Source organism: Bacillus sp. FJAT-25509 (genome assembly GCF_001420605.1).
Classification (GTDB): Bacteria; Bacillota; Bacilli; order Bacillales; family Bacillaceae_G; genus Gottfriedia.
The window spans coordinates 181,908-200,030 of sequence record NZ_LJIZ01000003.1 but is presented as its reverse complement, the minus strand read 5'-3'; the positions used below and the strand labels follow the sequence as shown (position 1 = coordinate 200,030).

The 18,123-nt window shown below is 33.7% G+C and carries 14 protein-coding genes; 10 read left to right on the top strand and 4 right to left on the bottom strand.

From position 1 onward, the window contains the following. Positions 1 to 241: 241 nt before the first annotated feature. Positions 242 to 1,081, bottom strand: a complete 840-nt coding sequence (locus AN960_RS01335) for a helix-turn-helix transcriptional regulator (RefSeq protein ID WP_056465724.1) — start codon at positions 1,079 to 1,081, stop codon at positions 242 to 244. A 107-nt stretch (positions 1,082 to 1,188) separates the two neighbouring features. On the opposite strand from AN960_RS01335, the gene fabF reads away from it, so the two are divergent. After that, the gene (fabF, locus tag AN960_RS01330) at positions 1,189 to 2,421 is read left to right on the top strand and encodes a beta-ketoacyl-ACP synthase II (protein WP_056465722.1); all 1,233 of its coding nucleotides are present in this window, start codon (positions 1,189 to 1,191) and stop codon (positions 2,419 to 2,421) included. A gap of 118 nt (positions 2,422 to 2,539) precedes the next feature. Here the strand turns inward: fabF and AN960_RS01325 are convergent, their stop codons facing one another. Continuing rightward, complete coding sequence (locus AN960_RS01325) at positions 2,540 to 3,325, bottom strand: TMEM164 family acyltransferase (protein ID WP_056465720.1); 786 nt, start codon at positions 3,323 to 3,325, stop codon at positions 2,540 to 2,542. A 677-nt stretch (positions 3,326 to 4,002) separates the two neighbouring features. On the opposite strand from AN960_RS01325, the gene AN960_RS01320 reads away from it, so the two are divergent. The 4 genes from AN960_RS01320 to AN960_RS24960 all read left to right on the top strand — a co-directional run bounded on the left by AN960_RS01320 (position 4,003) and on the right by AN960_RS24960 (position 8,822). Next, entirely contained in the window at positions 4,003 to 4,401 is a 399-nt protein-coding gene (locus AN960_RS01320; RefSeq protein ID WP_056465717.1) for a DoxX family protein, read from the top strand. A gap of 108 nt (positions 4,402 to 4,509) precedes the next feature. Further along, positions 4,510 to 5,163, top strand: a complete 654-nt coding sequence (wrbA, locus tag AN960_RS01315; protein WP_056465716.1) for an NAD(P)H:quinone oxidoreductase — start codon at positions 4,510 to 4,512, stop codon at positions 5,161 to 5,163. 266 nt (positions 5,164 to 5,429) lie between these two features. Further along, the gene (gene fumC, locus AN960_RS01310; protein ID WP_056465714.1) at positions 5,430 to 6,806 is read left to right on the top strand and encodes a class II fumarate hydratase; all 1,377 of its coding nucleotides are present in this window, start codon (positions 5,430 to 5,432) and stop codon (positions 6,804 to 6,806) included. Between the two features lie 660 nt (positions 6,807 to 7,466). Further along, positions 7,467 to 8,822 carry a L,D-transpeptidase family protein gene (locus AN960_RS24960; RefSeq protein WP_056465712.1) on the top strand — a complete coding sequence of 452 codons (1,356 nt, stop codon included), beginning with the start codon at positions 7,467 to 7,469 and terminating at the stop codon, positions 8,820 to 8,822. A gap of 88 nt (positions 8,823 to 8,910) precedes the next feature. On the opposite strand, the gene AN960_RS01300 is transcribed toward AN960_RS24960, so the two are convergent. Further along, the gene (locus AN960_RS01300) at positions 8,911 to 9,792 is read right to left on the bottom strand and encodes an alpha/beta hydrolase (RefSeq protein WP_056465710.1); all 882 of its coding nucleotides are present in this window, start codon (positions 9,790 to 9,792) and stop codon (positions 8,911 to 8,913) included. A 33-nt stretch (positions 9,793 to 9,825) separates the two neighbouring features. After that, positions 9,826 to 11,544: a PucR family transcriptional regulator gene (locus tag AN960_RS01295; RefSeq protein ID WP_056465708.1), complete on the bottom strand. Its 1,719-nt coding sequence runs from the start codon at positions 11,542 to 11,544 to the stop codon at positions 9,826 to 9,828. Between the two features lie 360 nt (positions 11,545 to 11,904). On the opposite strand from AN960_RS01295, the gene AN960_RS01290 reads away from it, so the two are divergent. The 5 genes from AN960_RS01290 (at position 11,905) to arcC (ending at position 18,120) form a co-directional block, all read left to right on the top strand. After that, complete coding sequence (locus AN960_RS01290) at positions 11,905 to 12,786, top strand: oxamate carbamoyltransferase subunit AllH family protein (RefSeq protein WP_056465706.1); 882 nt, start codon at positions 11,905 to 11,907, stop codon at positions 12,784 to 12,786. Then, entirely contained in the window at positions 12,783 to 14,327 is a 1,545-nt protein-coding gene (fdrA, locus tag AN960_RS01285) for an acyl-CoA synthetase FdrA (protein WP_056465704.1), read from the top strand. Before AN960_RS01290 ends, fdrA begins: the two co-directional genes overlap by 4 nt. Before the next feature lie 2 nt (positions 14,328 to 14,329). Beyond that, complete coding sequence (locus tag AN960_RS01280; protein ID WP_056465702.1) at positions 14,330 to 15,757, top strand: YlbE family protein; 1,428 nt, start codon at positions 14,330 to 14,332, stop codon at positions 15,755 to 15,757. A 222-nt stretch (positions 15,758 to 15,979) separates the two neighbouring features. Further along, entirely contained in the window at positions 15,980 to 17,170 is a 1,191-nt protein-coding gene (locus AN960_RS01275; protein WP_056465700.1) for an ankyrin repeat domain-containing protein, read from the top strand. Continuing rightward, complete coding sequence (arcC, locus tag AN960_RS01270) at positions 17,170 to 18,120, top strand: carbamate kinase (RefSeq protein ID WP_056465696.1); 951 nt, start codon at positions 17,170 to 17,172, stop codon at positions 18,118 to 18,120. Before AN960_RS01275 ends, arcC begins: the two co-directional genes overlap by 1 nt. Positions 18,121 to 18,123: the final 3 nt, after the last annotated feature.

Here is an 18,123-nt window from a genome sequence, read left to right as displayed (position 1 = left end):
TATATGATCTTTATTACTATTTTTTTAAAACTGATTTGTAGTGACAAGGCAAATGATGAAATAAAGTGACTCATAAGGCCTTTATAAGTAAGTAAAAAGGCAAAAAATTTAAAAGTAGTAACTCATAAGAGCTTCATGAGTAAGTAAAAAAGCAAAAATACGAAATAAAGTGACTCATAAGAGCTTCATGTGTAAGTAAAAAAGACATTGGAAATCTCCAAAACTCTTGTACATTAAAAATCTACTCATTACCCATCATTTTTCTTAATTTAGATTCTGTATTTGTATCTTCAACAGGAGTATAAACACTACATCTTAAATCAATGTTTCCTTGGACTTGTAAGGATGTTAAGTTAAAAAGCATTTTTCCTGCTTTTGCGTGTCGAAACTCAATTAATACATCTGGCGCCGAACTTACTTCGCTCTCATTCCAGAGTTCATGAAATTCTGGGAAATTTTGTTCCATTTCATTAATAAAGGAAGTGTACCATTGATCCCCTACATATTGTCCGTAATAAGTGCGGAAAATTGCTAAAAAGCCTTTCACAAAATGCTCCCAATTCACTGCTAAACTTTTAAATTCTTTTCTGGAGAAGAGCAATTGTATAAGATTTCGTTCCTCTTTTGGAATTTGTTCGAAATCTAAAAATACGTGAGCAGCTGCTGGATTCCAACCAACAATATGGCACCTTCGATCTGAAATAATGATCGGACAGTTCCGAAGCTCATTTAATATTTTAGTCAAAGCTGGACTAATGGCTGTATCTTCTTCATTTGAAAATGAGCGTTTTTCAGCTTCAGGTAATGCAAGTGCATATAAATAATTTCGTTCATCTTTATTTAATTGTAATGCATCAGAAATGGCGTCTAATACGGAATTAGATACTGTTATATCTCTTCCTTGTTCTAGCCATGTATACCATGTGGTACTTACTCCTGCTAACCCGGCAACCTCTTCTCTACGAAGACCAGGGGTTCTTCTGCGAGTTCCAACTGGTAATCCTACCATTTGCGGATTTAATTTTGAACGCTGAGTTTTTAGAAATTCTGACAGTGCTTCAAGTCGTGTTTCTCGATTCATTTCATAACTCCTTTCTGAACGTAGTATAAATTATACTAGGATAAACTACAACTTGTAATAGGATAAATACACGTTAAAATAAAGAAAAAACGATTGGAGATCTTATGATGAGAAGAATTGTTATTACAGGTATGGGTGTTATCTCTCCTCTAGGAAATGATGTAGATACAGTTTGGAATAACTTAATTAACGGAAAATCAGGTATCACTACGATTGATACGATTGATGTATCAAATATTAAAACGAAAGTAGCAGGTATTGTCCGTGACTTTGATGCTGAAGAAAGATGGGGAAGAAAGGAAGCAAGAAAATTAGATCGTTTTTGTCAATTTGCCTTAGCAGCCGCTGAACAAGCTTTGGAAAGTTCACAATTACAATTAGAAAAAATGGACCTTGAACGTTTAGGAGTATATGTAGGATCCGGAATTGGTGGGATTAATACATTTATCGAAAATGTAAATTTATTAAATGAGAGAGGACCAGGGAGAGTTAGTCCAAGTTTAGTACCGATGATGATATCAAACGCGGCAGCAGCTCAAATAAGTATAAGATTAGGTGCACTTGGTCCATCTTTATCACCAGTAACTGCATGTTCTATAGGAAATTCATCAATTGGAGAAGCATTCAATACAATTCGTAACGGAGAAGCAGATGTTATTTTTGCGGGTGGTACAGAAGCTGCTATAACTCAATTATCTTTAGCTAGTTTTGGAAACGCTAAGGCATTATCAACTAATACAGAACCTGCTTCATCAAGTCGACCTTTTGATGCCAATAGAGATGGATTTGTAATGAGTGAAGGTGCGGGGGTTTTAGTGTTAGAATCATTGGAACACGCAGTAAATAGAAATGCGCCAATCTTATGTGAGGTAATTGGTTATGGAGCAAGTTCAGATGCATATCATATGGTTGCAACTCACCCAGAAGGTCGAGGAGCGTTTTTAGCGATGAGAAATGCTTTAAATAGAGCGGAAATAGCATTACAAGATGTGGATGTCATTAGTGCACATGCAACAAGTACCCCACTCGGTGATCATTCTGAAACGCTGGCAATAAAAAAACTGTTTGGCGAACATGCTTATAATATTCCAGTTACAGCAAACAAATCAATGCTAGGACATATGCTTGGCGCAGCAGGAGGAGTAGAGGCAATAGCTTTAGTAAAAAGTCTTCAAGAAGGGATTATTCCTCCTACAATCAACTTAACCAAGCCAGATCCTGTTTGTGATTTAGACTATGTATCAAAAGGGCCAAGGAAAAAAGAATTAAACATTGGTATTTCAAACTCATTCGGCTTCGGTGGTCATAATTCTGCCATTGTATTGAAAAAGTACGTTTAAGTTAAATTGTAGTTTCTATTTATCAACAGTCTAAAAGCCTCTTATAAGTAAGAGGCTTTATATTAGTGAAAAAATACAACAAAAATTTTTGCTTTTTAAATAGACCATAATTCTATGCCTACTTCATATAATGCTGCTCATTAAGATTCTTCATTTTACTGTTTTTTAATAAATTCAAAAATAGATAGTTTAAATAAAAGAAAAAAACAACAAAAAGCCCAACTAGAAGTAGGAGCAATAAATACACTAGGTTATAGTGAAGTCCGAAAGTTGTTGTTTCTTTACCTAGATTGTAAAAATATTCTAATGGTGTTCCTTTTTCAGGAGCGATTGTATAAAAGTAATTAGATGTAAAAGGCTCCATCCATTTCATAAACAAATTATTTACAAAGATTAATAAAATGTACAATGCAATGATGAGCGTCATTGTTTTTCGCAAAATTTTCAAATTAATTACAACCATATTATTGAAGAACGCCCACAAAACAATTCCTACGATTAGCATATGCCCCCAAAGATACGCCATTCCTTGCCATGTAAGGAGAGTATGATAGTTTGAAAGACCGTTAGCAAATATTATGCTTACTAAAGCAGCGGGAAAGTTGAAACAAAATGCAATTGAAAATAGCAATTCACTTTCAAATAAAAAAGCAAAAAATAAAATAAAATTAGCGAAATGACAAATTTGTAATGGGATTTCTTCAGGTGAGATCTGATTCATTTTGTGATAAATTTCTATATTCCGACCAACTAAAAGAGCGATCCCAATAAAAGAGAACCCCATCCCAATCAAACGTAACGTCTGATGGTTACAGCGCCTAAATAGAAAATAAAACAAAGTGACAAATAGAAATGGACTTGCCATAAATAAAAAATGGAATGGACTCCACATTTGAAAGGTCATTGAACTATACTATCCTTCATGTAGTAAAATACACTTGTTTTCAACGCGATTTACCCCCATTACTTTTAATTGTAATTCGTCCGGCAAAAAACGTATCATTAAGCGATCAAACTAAAAACATCAAGTAATCAACACCTATTAATGATTTATTCAAAAAAATTTTAGAAAGAACCTAGAATGATCACTCTAAACTTGTACAAAAATAGTTATTTATAGAAAAGGGGAGAACAAAGCGATTTCCTTAATATGTATCAGTTCATTGTATTAGGATAACCTATAAATAGGTAAACTTGAGTTCATTTCATAAAATAAATTATTTTAAATAATTCAAATTAGATTAATCATATTGACAATCAAGTTTATACGTATTATTATTATCTCAGATTCAAGATATTTTAATTCGAAATAATTTTCAGGAGGTGCACATAAATAATAAAGACAAAGAGGTTTATTATAAGGAATTACTGTTCTTAAAGTCATTTGTGTAATACATGTGACATTAACAGTTGAAGCGATTGTATTGAATATAGGATGAGTCTGCTCAAAAATTGTTTGATTCTTTTATTCTGATGAGCTAAAGATAGTGCAACTTAAAAAAGTAAGTAATAATGTGTTTAAGCTATCATTTTTTTTAATATAATATCTCGAATTAGAGATAAAAATAGGAGGATTTTAATATGATAAATATTGGTTTATTAATTATTCGTTTAGTAATCGGTTTACTTTTTGTGGGTCATGGTGCTCAAAAATTATTTGGCTGGTTCGGTGGTCATGGTTTAAAAGGTACAGGAGGATGGTTTGAATCAATTGGCATGAAACCGGGTGTAGTTGTTGCACTTTTCGCAGGTTTAGCAGAATTAATTGGGGGATTATTGTTGGCTTTAGGGTTATTAACGCCACTTGCAGGAATCATGATTGCTGGAACAATGGTGATGGCAATTATTAAAGTTCATGGGCGAAATGGTTTATGGGTAACAGCTAACGGATATGAATACAACTTAACATTGCTATCAGTTGCGATTGGTATAGCTTTAATCGGTCCTGGTAAATATGCTTTAGATGCATTTTTATTCTAATTTAACTCAGTAGCAACATTGATTTTACAAAAATAAATCAAATTAATTATATTTTATTTAAAAATGAATCTAGATTATAAAAAAGAGTAATAATAGGTGGTGTACTAAATGGGATTTTTATCCAAATTATTTGGTAAGGAGACGGAAAAGATGACAAATGTAAAATTAGCAGTGATTTATTATAGTATGGGTGGAACAAATTATCAGCTTTCAAAATGGGCTGAAGATGGAGCGAAAGAACTTGGAGCAGAAGTAAAGGTGCTTAAAGTACCGGAACTTGCCCCACAATCAGTGATCGAAGGTAATCCGGTTTGGAAAGGACATTTAGAAGCTACAAAGGAAGTTCCGGAAGTTACTTTAGCAGATTTAGAATGGGCAGATGCAATTATTTTTAGTGTACCTACACGATTTGGTGGTATGCCAGCACAAATGAAACAGTTTTTAGACACAACTGGTGGTCTATGGTTTAATGGAAAACTTGTAAATAAAGTGGTTAGTGCAATGACTTCTGCTCAAAATCCTCATGGAGGCCAAGAAGCAACAATTCTATCGATTTATACAACTATGTATCATTGGGGTGCAATTGTAGCTACTCCTGGATATACAGATCCAGTAACATTTGGAGCAGGTGGAAATCCATATGGAACTAGTGTTACTGTTGGTCAAGATGGAAAAATGATTGAGAATGTAGAAGCCGCTGTAAAACATCAGGCAAAACGTACAGTTACAATAGCTGAAATGGTAAAAAAAGCAAATCAATAAATATGAGTAAGCTAATCGAGATTTTTTCGATTAGCTTTTACTTATATTTTGAAATACATAATTTATATAGTTAATTATAGTTTTAAATTCACTAAAATTTAAAAGCTAAATTTCAAAATTGAAGTCACTATACATCTTAATACTTTCGAATAATAGTAAAAATCATTCGATTCTTACATAACATTACTGTAACCATTGTCAAAATGATTACTTGGAATCCATCTTTTTACATATGATTTACTGATTATAAACTAGGAGGTAAAAAATTGGATTATCGAATTGAAAAAGATTCAATTGGTGAAATAAAAGTACCCGTAAATAAACTATGGGGAGCTCAAACGCAGCGAAGTTTTGAGAATTTTAAAATTGGTACTGAAAAAATGCCTATTCAATTAATTTATGCTTTAGCTCTAATTAAAAAGAGTGCAGCAATTACAAATAAAAAACTAGGAAAATTGGATAGTGAAAAAGCAGATGCAATCATTGGTGCCGCAGATGACATATTAAAAGGTAAGCTTGACAATCATTTTCCACTTGTTGTTTGGCAAACGGGAAGTGGTACACAAACAAATATGAATGTTAATGAAGTGATCGCTCACCGTGGGAACGAGCTTTTAGCAGAAAAAGGAAACAATGAAAATATTCATCCAAATGATGATGTTAATATGTCTCAAAGTTCGAATGATACCTTCCCTACAGCAATGCATATTTCAAGTGCACTTGCAGTAAATGAACAGTTGCTTCCTGCATTAAAAAACTTACAAATTACATTTAATGAAAAGATGAATAAATTTAAACAGATTATTAAAATAGGCCGAACACATTTGCAAGATGCAACACCAATAACTCTAGGTCAAGAAATAAGTGGTTGGTATCGTATGCTTGAAAAAAGTGAAAAAATGATCGTAGATAGTTTGAAATTTATTGCAGAGTTAGCTATTGGTGGGACTGCTGTTGGTACAGGAATCAATGCTCATCCGGATTTTGGAAAGATGATGGCTGAGGAAATTAGTTCGCTAACTGGAATTCATTTTATTTCTGCTGAAAATAAATTCCAAGCATTAACTAGTCATGATGAAATCGTTTATACTCATGGTGCTTTAAAAGCATTGGCGGCAGATTTAATGAAAATTGCGAATGATGTCCGCTGGATGGCAAGCGGTCCTAGAAGTGGTATAGGTGAAATAACTATTCCATCAAACGAACCTGGAAGTTCAATTATGCCAGGAAAAGTAAATCCAACCCAATCTGAAGCGCTAACAATGGTTGTAACTCAAATTATGGGAAATGATGTGACAATAAGCTTTGCTGCTAGTCAAGGAAACTTTGAATTGAATGTGTTCAAACCAGTCATTATTTATAATTTTCTACAGTCAGTTAAATTACTTTCAGACGTAATCAGTTCATTTGACGATCATTGTGCAAAAGGCATAGAAGCAAATATAGAAGTGATTGAACAAAATCTAAATCGATCACTTATGCTCGTAACTGCATTAAATCCTCATATTGGTTATGAAAAAGCAGCAACAATAGCGAAGTTAGCATATAACGAAAATTTGACACTTAAAGAAGCTGCATTAAAAACCGGTTATTTATCGGAAGAAGAATTCGATCGAATGATAAAACCAGAAAATATGATTTAGTCAGAGATTGATCATTATATAGAATCAAAAAACCTGATGCCCACTAAAGAGGCAACAGGTTTTTTATCATTCCTCACATTCTTTATGTGGGAACAGATAAAAGAAGTAAATTAATATTAAAAAAATTATCACAAATTCACATTAAGTTCACATCAATAGATTATAATCACTTTATCCTTAAATATTAATTAAACAGAAAGAAGGCGGATTAATTGAAGCCCATTAAAACAATTTCAGCAGATGAGATGCAAAAATTTGAAGATAAACTTAAAAAACACAATTGGATTTTAATGTTAATAACAGTAATCACGATCCCATTTATAGTAAGTAACTTGTAAAAAAAAGAAAAGACTTAATAATGTTTCTTTTTTACATATGCCCCCAAAAAAGAATACGTCAATAAAAAAGCCAAGAATCTTTTCTGGGCTTTTTTATTTTTAATTTTCTTTTAAGCCAAAAGCGAAATGTTTACAACTTTGAAACAACCGATGACAAAAATTGATACATTTAAAAACTATGATACATATATAAGTTTTCAGCAGTGTGATACATGAAAATATAAATTGCTGAAATTTTACGTTTCTACACTTAACAAAAGTGAATTTTGGAATCTTAAAATGCTTTTAGTTAAGTAATTTAATATAAATAAGGAGAGAGCTAATGCCTAACAAAATTATATGGATGCTTCTGGGAATGTTATTAATTCTCATCCTCATACCGAAAGCGAATGCCACTACATTTAAGCTTAATTTTAACAATAATGAGTTCTCTAATTATATAGATCATGTGAACTTAAGCACGACAAAGTCTACATATGGTCAGACAATTGAGATTGGTTTAACAACGAAAAAAAGAGGTGAAAAAGTTTCATTATCATTTTTAAATGGTACAAATCGAAAAGATATTTCTTTAATAAAAACATCTAAGAACTCTTTTTCTGGAAAAATTAAGATTACAAGTTCATTTATAAGAGGGGAATATAAACTTGATTCAATTAGATTTGATCATCAAAATCTAGTAATGCCTGATAAAAAAATCAGTTTCACAATTTTAGATTTACCGACACCAACTATTGATCAAGTAACAAATCAATCAACAACTATAAAGGGGTTATTTCTTTCGAATAGTCAGGTTGAAATATATGAAGATTCTAGATTAATTAATACCGTGATAACAAATGATAAAGGTGAATTTAATGATCCTATAAAACCATTGAAAGAATTTACTAAAATAAGCATCATTGGGGTTAGTGAAGGAATAAAAAGTAAACCAATTACTGTAATTGTAAAAGATTCGATTGCACCATCCATTACTTCTCTTTCTACTATAACTGATCAATCACAGAATGTAACAGGAAGATCTGAGCCTTTCGCAACTGTTAAAGTATATATGAATGAAAATCTAATCGCTAATAATACAGTTAGCTCAACTGGAAAGTTCACTGTTAAAATTAGTAAACAAAAAGCAAATTCAATTCTCAAGGTAATCGTTTTGGATCAAAGTAACAATCAGAGTAAAGCATTTACTTTGCGCGTATCACATTATATTACACCAGAGGTAAGTACGATTAAAAATAATCCATCGTTATCAACTGGCCAATTGATTATTATCAATTCAAAGACGAATAAACTAACTTTCTATCGTAATGGTAACCTTGTAAAAACCTTTACTGTTGCAACAGGTAAGTCATCAACACCTACACCTACTGGGAAATTTGTAATCTCAAACAAAGTGAAAAACCGCCCATGGTACAAGGGAAATATCCCTGGAGGCGATCCTAGGAATCCACTTGGTAACCGCTGGCTAGGATTAAGCGTTGGTGCTGCATATGGTATTCACGGAAACAATAAAGAAACTTCAATTGGACAATCAGTAAGTTCAGGCTGTGTTCGAATGCATAATAGTGAAATCCAATGGCTTTTTGAACAAGTTAACGTAGGGACAACAGTCATTATTGCAAATTCTCCAATTTCGAATGGGAAAATTGCCCGTTCTTATGGAATTTCAATCGCATGAGTAAAGAAAAGAGGTGCCTCATAGTCGAATTTTTTGACAATGAGACATCCTTTTTACGTTTTAATGCCCGAAAGTAAACTTAGGACTCTTATTGAGCTTTTTCTAGTAAAGTCAGTTTGAGAAATTCAATCATCTGTTTTAATGCATCTTGAACGATTGGGAGATGGAAATCTTTTTCAAATACGTGTTCTCCGTTTGGAATAGTAATGAGCTTTGTTTTCACTCCATTTTTTAAAAGGGCACCTCTCATGAATACAGATTGTTCGTACGGAACATCTTTATCATTCGTGCCGTGTAAAAATAAAGTAGGTGGGTAATCTTTTGTGATGTGATTAATGGGACAAAAATTAAGAAGTTGATTTCTATTTGTATTTAGATCAACCGCTGTTAATTTTTGAACCCAAACTCCTTGTTGTCTTGCATGTAAATAGATTAAAAAGCGCTTTTCAATCGAACCTTCTGAGATGACCCTATTAGATTGAAGCATTGCAGCAATGTCATTCGGAACTAAATCATATTGCAAATAATGAGAGCTTGGATTTGTCGCCCAACTAGCACTAATATCTCCATACCCATAGAAGGAAACGATTGCACGCGGCTTAAGTTTAAATGTTCCAGTGCAAAGGGCAAGAAAACCACCAGCAGAACCTCCTATTACAGCGATTTTTTTTGGATCGATCGAAAAATGATTTGGTCCTTCAGTTACAATCCAAAGCAGTGCATCTTGAATATCTTCAAGTATGTCTGGTAGTTTAGATTCCGGTGCAAGCCTATAATCAATCGAAAACACCGAAAACCCGTTGCTTGTGTATAGCTGTATCATTTCATTTGCAATGTCTTCTCTCGTTCCCCAAATAAGGCCGCCTCCATGGATATAAATAACCACAGGAGCGTTTTCATGATTCGTTTCATAAAAGTCTGCCTTAAGTGAAAATTGATCATTTTTTTTGTAAATAACTGTTTTTTTCATACGTTCACGTCCAACTAAAAGTTTTAAAATAAATTATATGTCATTGTTAATATGTGGAAGATTTTTTTGTAAAAGTTGATAAATTTTTAAAGCTAACTGTATTTGAAGCAAATCATCTGGATTCTTTAAATCTGTATTTAAGATTTCCTTGATTTTTTCAATTCTGTAAATAAGAGTGTTTCTATGCAAAAACATTGCCTTTGCTGTTTCACTTAAATTTTGGTTGTGATTGAAATAGTTTTCTAGTGTTTGAATATAACCAGTTTCGTGAAGATTATCATGTTCTAGTACCTTTCCCAGTGATTTCATAAAAAAATTTTCTAACTGCAAATCTTTTATATTTGAATCTAGAAAGTGATAAACAGCATAATCCTCAAAATGGGATATTCCTTCATTTTTATCAAATTTTTGCATTAGTCTAATGGCTTCATGAGCTTCGGAAAAACTTTTGTGAAGTGAACTAATCGTCTTAAACTGGCGACCTATTCCAATTAAAAAAGTCGTTTTGTTAATGTTTTTATGAAGGACTTCCAGAATAGAATTAGCATATAATTTTGCTTCATTTAAGGAAATAGAAGGTTTGTATTCGCTTTGTCCAATCAAAATAATGATTCGGTTATTTCGATGAAAGCATGTAATTTCTCCATTTGTAAGACTCGAATTCTCATAAACAAGATCCACACATTTTCTTGCTGTATTTTCTAGTTTATATCTTCTGTCAACCATGTCTTCAATTTTTGTGAGTTCATCAGATTCTATATTAATTACCATACAGTAATACATATAGTTTGGATTTAGTCCATGTAAGTCGCTAAGAGTTTTAATCGATTCTTTTGATGTTATTTTTCCATTTAATAAATCATCAAAGAAATCATTTCTAATTTTTTGTTTCACACCTTCTATTTCTCTTTGCTTGATCATCTCAAGTGCTATAATCGTAGATGCCTGCTCTAAAGCAATATAGTCAAATTCTGTTAATTCATGTACAGTTTGCCAAACAACGATATATCCAAAAATATCATTAGCAACCCCAATAGGCAGGATTCTACATTTAATTTCTAAATCCTCTAGATAATAGATCCGCTTTATTAGCTTTTTCATTTGACTAATACTATGCGGAATTGAATCGATAAACTCTTTATGGAACACTTGGCGATCTTTTACGAGATTAAGACAATAGTCTAAATAGATCGGATTATCTTTGTGTTCTGAGGAGTGAATCAAATCCCAATTTTCGTCTACAATCAGAATTGGATTGTTTACAGTTTCAGACAATGTAGAAGCAATTCTGTTAATTCCTCCACCTTCTAACGCAATACTAAAGAGTGTATTATGCATGTCTAACGTTTTTCGATTCAACAAATCATATCTACCTGATGCTTTTTCATTAATAATCGATATTACATTTGATAATGTATATTCGAATGGTAGCTCTAAAAGAGGTAAACCATACTTATTTGCTTGATCAATCATATTTTGGGGAATTTGATCAAAGTATCGTTTCATTTTAATAATGAGCCCAGAACAGTTTATTTCTGATAACTCTTTAATAATTTTATTTTGAAGTTCTTCCTGATCTTTAAATATATAACCAGTTGATAGAAGTAATTCATTCGACGACAACCAGTCAAACGCATCAGGGTTTTCCATAATATTAACGAGAGAAATAACGTTATTAATGCCCTTTTCTCCTCCAACAATTTTAATTCCAGCAAGTGCTTTTATCTCTAATAGATTTTTTATTGTCAACATCTTTTTTCAACTCCTTCGACAAAATTTACTCACATATATTTGTGCAATATGCCTAAATGACATCCTTGTTTTTTGGTTTTTCTAAACGATGACGATATGAGGTTTGCATACTAAAATAATCACGTAAGGTTAGCTAATCGTCAATTATTTTGTAGAAAATCTTTGTTTTTTTTACTAAAAAGCAAAGAAGTTTAATAATCAAATTACTACAAATTGACTAAAAGATGTTTTTTTCTAGCTTATTTTGTAACAATTTAGCGAATTTTATCATATGCAAGCCGCTTATGGATTTTACAAGAAATGAAGAGTGGTGTACAGGTTTAAAAATAAGATTTCTTCCAGAATGATGGGGTGACTTCAATGATATTTACAGCAAAATCTGGCGATGTCGATTTTATCCAAAAAATTAAAAATTCAAATATGAGTGGTTTTGTTCACAGTTTATTTAAACGGACATTCAATTTTCATTGCATAGAAGATGGTGAATTGTACACCGTCGCATGCAACGAAATTGATAACGGGCCAAATACACTAGTTATTGATGTCGAATGTTTTGACAAGCTGGATTTAGAAATAAACGACACTGTTTATGTAGAAAATCAAATTCTACACATCGCTAATAAATTATCGATCCACATTGTGAATGTTGAACAATGGGAGAGCATCCTTCCGTTATTACCAGATAATATCGAAGGTTTGAAAGGTAATTTCGAATTCATGAAGAATTTCATCGACCACCATGGTAAAAGCGGCGGAATAAAAGAAGCATCTATTTTTCAGACTTCTTTTGAAAAGCAAATGTCGAAATTGCTTCAAGAAAGAACGGGTTTGCTAATGAATGATTTAGTAAACAACCAGACGACTAGTACCTTACAGCATGCCGTTTCACTAATTGGCCTCGGTCCTGGCTTAACTCCATCTGGTGATGATTTTCTAGTTGGATTATTAACCATTTTTAATACGAGCCCTTGCTTTTCACATAAAGCATTTTGTGAAGAAGTGGTTAAAAAAGCGAAAAGCTTAACAAATGAAATAAGTTATATGGCTATTAAAAAAGCATCAATCGGTAAAGTGAGAGAGTCTATTATTCTTTTAATTCATTCCTTACTAAACGGAACAGAAAGAGATTTGATTCTCGCATTAACTAAAGTATTAAATATCGGGTCTTCATCCGGAACAGATATAGCCTTAGGACTTATCTGTGGGTTAGAAGCAAAAATGAAAGTTGGAGGTAGAGTATGACTGTACAAGTTGTGGTAAAGCCAAATACATTTTTTGATTCAGTATCTTTAATGTCTTTATCAACGAAAGCGAACCAAATAGAAGGTATTGACCAAGCGATCATTGCGATGGGTACTGAAATGAATAAAGGAGTAATTAAAAATGTAGGTCTGAATACTCCTGAAGTTGAAGAAGCAAAAAACAGTGATTTGATCATTGTTGTAAAAGCTGAAACTGACGAATTGTGTGAAAACGCTTTCGTGGAAATTGAAGAATTATTAACGAAAAAAAATACATCAAAATCGAAAAGCGAGATCATTTATTCAACGATTACTTCTGCTGCAACAAGTATTCCCGAAGCAAATCTAGCAGTGATTTCTGTTAATGGTGCATTTGCTGCTAGAGAAGCAAGAAAAGCACTTGAAAATGATCTACATGTCATGCTATTTAGCGATAATGTAAGCGTTGAAGAAGAAATCGAATTGAAAAAGCTTGCTCATGAAAAAGGTTTATTAATGATGGGTCCTGATTGTGGAACAGCGATTATTAGTAATGTGGGATTAGCATTCTCTAATGCTGTAAGAAAAGGAAATATCGGAATCGTCGGTGCATCTGGAACTGGTAGTCAAGAGGTTAGTGTTCGAATCCATGATTTCGGTGGTGGAATTACCCAGTTAATTGGAACTGGTGGTCGTGATTTAAGCGAAGAAGTTGGCGGAATTATGATGTTAGATGCGATTAAAGCGTTAGACGAAGATGAGTCTACTAAAGTAATCGTACTAGTTTCTAAGCCACCAGCACCAAGTGTAGAAGAGAAAGTGTTAGCCCAAATTAAGCAATGCAAAAAGCCAGTTGTCGTTTGGTTCATTGGTGGAGATGAAGAAAAAGTAGTTCAAGCTGGAGGACATTTTGCGAAAATGTCTAAAGAAGCAGCGCTTAAGGCAGTACTTTTAGCTGGAGCTGATGAAAGCAGTTTGAACAAACGTGCTTTAAATATTCCTCTAATTGAAGAGGTTCGTGCAAAATTAACGCCAGAACAAAAATATATTCGTGGATTATTTTGTGGCGGTACATTATGTGACGAAGCGATGTATGCAGCGATTGATAAATTTGACAATGTATATAGCAATATCCAAAAAAATCCTGATTACCTTTTAAAAGACATTAATGTTAGTCAGGAACATACTTTTATTGACTTAGGTGATGATGATTTTACACAAGGAAAACCTCATCCAATGATTGATCCGTCCACTCGTATCGCTAGATTTTTACAAGAAGCGAAGGATCCATCAGTTGGTGTTATCGTAATGGACTTTGTTTTAGGCTATGGTTCTCACGAGGATCCAGTTGGTGTAATGCTTCCTGCAATAATCGAAGCGAAGGACTTAGCTGAAAAAGAAGGTAGACACTTAGAGATTATTGGATACGTACTTGGAACAGATTTAGACCCTCAAAACTTCGATGAACAAGTGAACAAGTTATTAGCTGCAGGGGTTACACACGCTAGTAGCAGTACTAACGCTGGGTTGTTAGCAAGAGAATTCGTAGTGAAAGGAGAATAGTCATGAATAAAATTAACGAACTTTTTAATAGTAAAATTTCTGCTATAAACGTTGGAATTGAATTTTTTAAAGATGATATTTTAAAGCAAAATGCTAGTGCAACTCATTTAGAATGGACACCACCAGGTGGAGGAAACCCTCAACTAATTGCAGCTTTAGATAAATTAGAAGATCCAAGCGTAATGGAAAAAATTGAAGCAGCAAATAAATTAGCAGTAGAACGTATTATTAATTCACAACCAGTATTAATTGGCTTCGACCAAGCAATTAATTGTGTTCCAGGAATGACAAAGCATACGATTCTTCATGCTGGTCCACCAATTACTTGGGATAAGATGAGCGGCCCGATGAAAGGGGCGGTTACAGGAGCAATTGTGTATGAAGGATTAGCAAAAGATTTAGAGGAAGCTTACGAAGTTGCAGCTTCAGGTGCAATTACTTTCTCACCATGCCATGAACACAATTGTGTAGGTTCTATGGCCGGTGTAACATCCGCTTCCATGTTCATGCACATTGTTGAGAATAAAACATACGGAAATATCGCTTATACAAACTTAAGTGAACAGATGGCAAAAATCTTAAGAATGGGTGCAAATGATCAAAGTGTTGTTGATCGTTTAATCTGGATGCGCGATGTATTTGGACCTATTTTAAGAGATGCGATGAAATTAAATAAAAATGGAATTGATTTACGATTAATGCTTGCACAAGCTCTTCATATGGGAGATGAGTGTCATAATCGAAACAATGCAGGTACAGCTTTGTTAATTCAAGCTTTGACGCCATATATTTTGGAAACAGATTTTACAACAGAACAAAAGCGTGAAGTATTTGATTTCGTTGCTAGCAGTGATTATTTCTCAGGTCCAACTTGGATGGCGCTTTGTAAATGTGCTCTTGATGCTGCTCATGGTATTGAAAATAGTACGATTGTCACAACGATGGCACGTAATGGGGTAGAATTCGGTATTCGTGTAAGTGGTATGCCTGGAAACACTTGGTTTACTGGACCAGCACAAAAGGTTGTAGGACCAATGTTTGCAGGATATAAACCAGAAGATTCAGGTTTAGATATTGGAGATAGTGCGATTACAGAAACATACGGAATCGGTGGTTTTGCGATGGCGACAGCTCCTGCGATTGTCGCACTAGTAGGTGGAACAGTTGATGAAGCAATTGGCTTTTCTACAAAAATGAAAGAAATCACAACGGATGAAAATCCAAATGTAACGATTCCTTTATTAGATTTCATGGGGATCTCAACAGGAATAGATGTAAGAAAAGTAATTCAAACAGGTATTATGCCAGTCATCAACACGGCTATTGCACATAAGGAAGCAGGTATTGGCATGATTGGTGCAGGGATCACGTATCCACCAGTTGAAGCGTTTGAAAAGGCTTTATTAACTTTAAGTGAAAACATCCAATAATAACCTGTTATTCGAGTGATTTTACGAAAACGTACTTGGAATCATTCGAATTTTAAACAACTCTCCAACTGTTGTCTTTAGGGGAGTAGTCCATGCAGATTGTCTTAGTTAATTCTTAGGGTCTGACCAAAAAAATAAGTGTCAGGCCCTAAAATTCAATCCTTGGATTTTAAATGTTGCCAGCCATTTCATATAAGAAAACAACAGAGGGAGAGAAATGTTATGGAAAATCAATCCTTAAATTCAGAATTAATTCTCGCAAGTCAACGAGGAGATTTAGAGGCAGTCGAACTGCTTTTATCAAAAGGAGTAAGTGTTGAGTATAAGGATTCTGATGGTCGTACAGCATTAATGGCGGCTACCCAAAAAAATCAGATCGAAATTGTAAAACGGTTATTGGAAGCTGGTAGTGACGTTAATACGAGAGATATCACCCAATTAACACCTTTTATTTGTTCTGGAGCAAATGGATTCCATGAAATAGTAAGCATGATGTTAAAGTATGGGGCAGATTTAAATAGCGTAAATCGATTTGGTGGAACTGCTTTATTACCATCCAGTGAAAAAGGCTACTTAAAGACTGTACAAATTTGTTTAGATGCAGGAGTTCCTGTTAATCATGCCAATAAATTAGGCTGGTCGGCATTACTTGAGGCAGTTATTTTAGGTAATGGAGGCCGTTTATATTCTGACGTAATCGAATTACTTGTTGATGCTGGTGCAGATTGTAACTTAGCAGATCGAGACGGAAAATCATCTTTACAACATGCTATTGACCTGAATCAGCAAAAGGTTGTAAAAATTTTTAATAAAGAATACGTCGAAACGAATGAGTCGATTAAGAAAGCAAAAGTACTGGCAAAGGCAAATCGATATGAGGAAGCCATTTTAGAAATAAATAGTGCGCTTGAATTAGACAGTAAAAACTTTGATTTACTCTACTACAAAGGGTATTTCTTACAAGAATTAAAACGATACGAAGAAGCACTTGAACAATACAACAATGTCCTAGCTCTTGATCCAAAAAATCTTGATTTTTATTTTTACACTGCAAATTGCTTAAGATTAATGAATAAACCGGATGAAGCTTTAGGCGAATATGATAAAGCTGTCCAACTCGATCCTAGCGAAACTTTCTATCTTTACCATAAATCAAATTATTTAAGAGAACTTGGAAGACATGAAGAAGCTGTACAAGAAATGAATAAACTTCTTGCACTTCAACCAAATCGATATGATTTTTCGTTTCATAAAGCGAATAGTCTTAGATCGCTAGAGAGACATGAAGAAGCTGTAGAAGCAATTGAAAATGCTATTGAAAATGATCCAACTAATTCTTTATATCATCTTCATAAAGAGCAATCTCTCAATTTGCTAAGTATTAAAGAATTTAAACATTTAGGGGGTAAATAATGGGGAAATTAGTGATCGTTGCGATCGGAGGCAATGCTCTAGTTAGAGAAAATGGCCGCAACACAACCCAAGACCAATATGAAGCCGTTCAAGAAACGGTTGTCAACATCGCAGATATGGTAGAAGAAGGCTATGAAATTGTCGTAACTCATGGTAATGGTCCACAAGTTGGATTTGCTTTACAAAGATCTGAGATTGCTAGTGAGGTAGCAGGTATGCCAACGGTTCCTCTTGTTAACAACGTAGCAGATACACAAGGTGGTATTGGATACCAAATACAACAGGCGTTAACGAACGAATTCGCAAAAAGAGGGATCAATAAGAAAGTAGCTACTGTTATAACACAAGTTGAAGTAAGTGCAGATGATCCTAATTTCAAAAATCCTACGAAACCTGTTGGCTCATTCTTTACATTAGAACAATCTGAAGAAATGAAAAAGGATCATCCAAACTGGTTTTTTGTTGAAGATTCTGGTCGCGGATATAGAAGAGTAGTTCCATCACCGAGACCAACTGATATCGTTGAAAAAGAGGTAATTTATTCATTAATTGAAGATGGTTACGTGGTAATTGCAGTAGGTGGCGGTGGAATACCGGTCGTGAAAAAAGATGATAAAACATACGAAGGTATTGACGCAGTAATTGATAAAGATTTTGCTACAAGCCTTTTAGCAGAACAAATTCATGCGGAGACGTTAATTGTCACAACTGGAGTTCCAAGGGTATGTATCAATTTTGGTAAACCAAATCAAAAAGCACTTGAAAAAATTACAGTAGAAGAGACAAAACAATATGTCCTTGAAAATCATTTTCCCCCAGGAAGTATGTTACCAAAAATTGAGGCTAGTTTAAGTTTCTTACAAAATAATGGAAAAAGAGTAATTATTACGAATCCTGAAAGCTTGAAAGAAGCAATGAATGAGCAAGCAGGTACACATATTGTGAATTAGGGG

Coding starts and splice junctions, on each gene's coding strand:
- AN960_RS01335 (WP_056465724.1), bottom strand. CDS start 1,081: ATGAATCGAGAAACACGACTTGAAGCACTGTCAGAATTTCTAAAAACT.
- fdrA (WP_056465704.1), top strand. CDS start 12,783: ATGACTGTACAAGTTGTGGTAAAGCCAAATACATTTTTTGATTCAGTA.
- AN960_RS01295 (WP_056465708.1), bottom strand. CDS start 11,544: ATGTTGACAATAAAAAATCTATTAGAGATAAAAGCACTTGCTGGAATT.
- AN960_RS01300 (WP_056465710.1), bottom strand. CDS start 9,792: ATGAAAAAAACAGTTATTTACAAAAAAAATGATCAATTTTCACTTAAG.
- wrbA (WP_056465716.1), top strand. CDS start 4,510: ATGGGATTTTTATCCAAATTATTTGGTAAGGAGACGGAAAAGATGACA.
- AN960_RS01275 (WP_056465700.1), top strand. CDS start 15,980: ATGGAAAATCAATCCTTAAATTCAGAATTAATTCTCGCAAGTCAACGA.
- AN960_RS01320 (WP_056465717.1), top strand. CDS start 4,003: ATGATAAATATTGGTTTATTAATTATTCGTTTAGTAATCGGTTTACTT.
- AN960_RS24960 (WP_056465712.1), top strand. CDS start 7,467: ATGCCTAACAAAATTATATGGATGCTTCTGGGAATGTTATTAATTCTC.
- AN960_RS01280 (WP_056465702.1), top strand. CDS start 14,330: ATGAATAAAATTAACGAACTTTTTAATAGTAAAATTTCTGCTATAAAC.
- AN960_RS01290 (WP_056465706.1), top strand. CDS start 11,905: ATGATATTTACAGCAAAATCTGGCGATGTCGATTTTATCCAAAAAATT.
- fabF (WP_056465722.1), top strand. CDS start 1,189: ATGAGAAGAATTGTTATTACAGGTATGGGTGTTATCTCTCCTCTAGGA.
- arcC (WP_056465696.1), top strand. CDS start 17,170: ATGGGGAAATTAGTGATCGTTGCGATCGGAGGCAATGCTCTAGTTAGA.
- AN960_RS01325 (WP_056465720.1), bottom strand. CDS start 3,325: ATGACCTTTCAAATGTGGAGTCCATTCCATTTTTTATTTATGGCAAGT.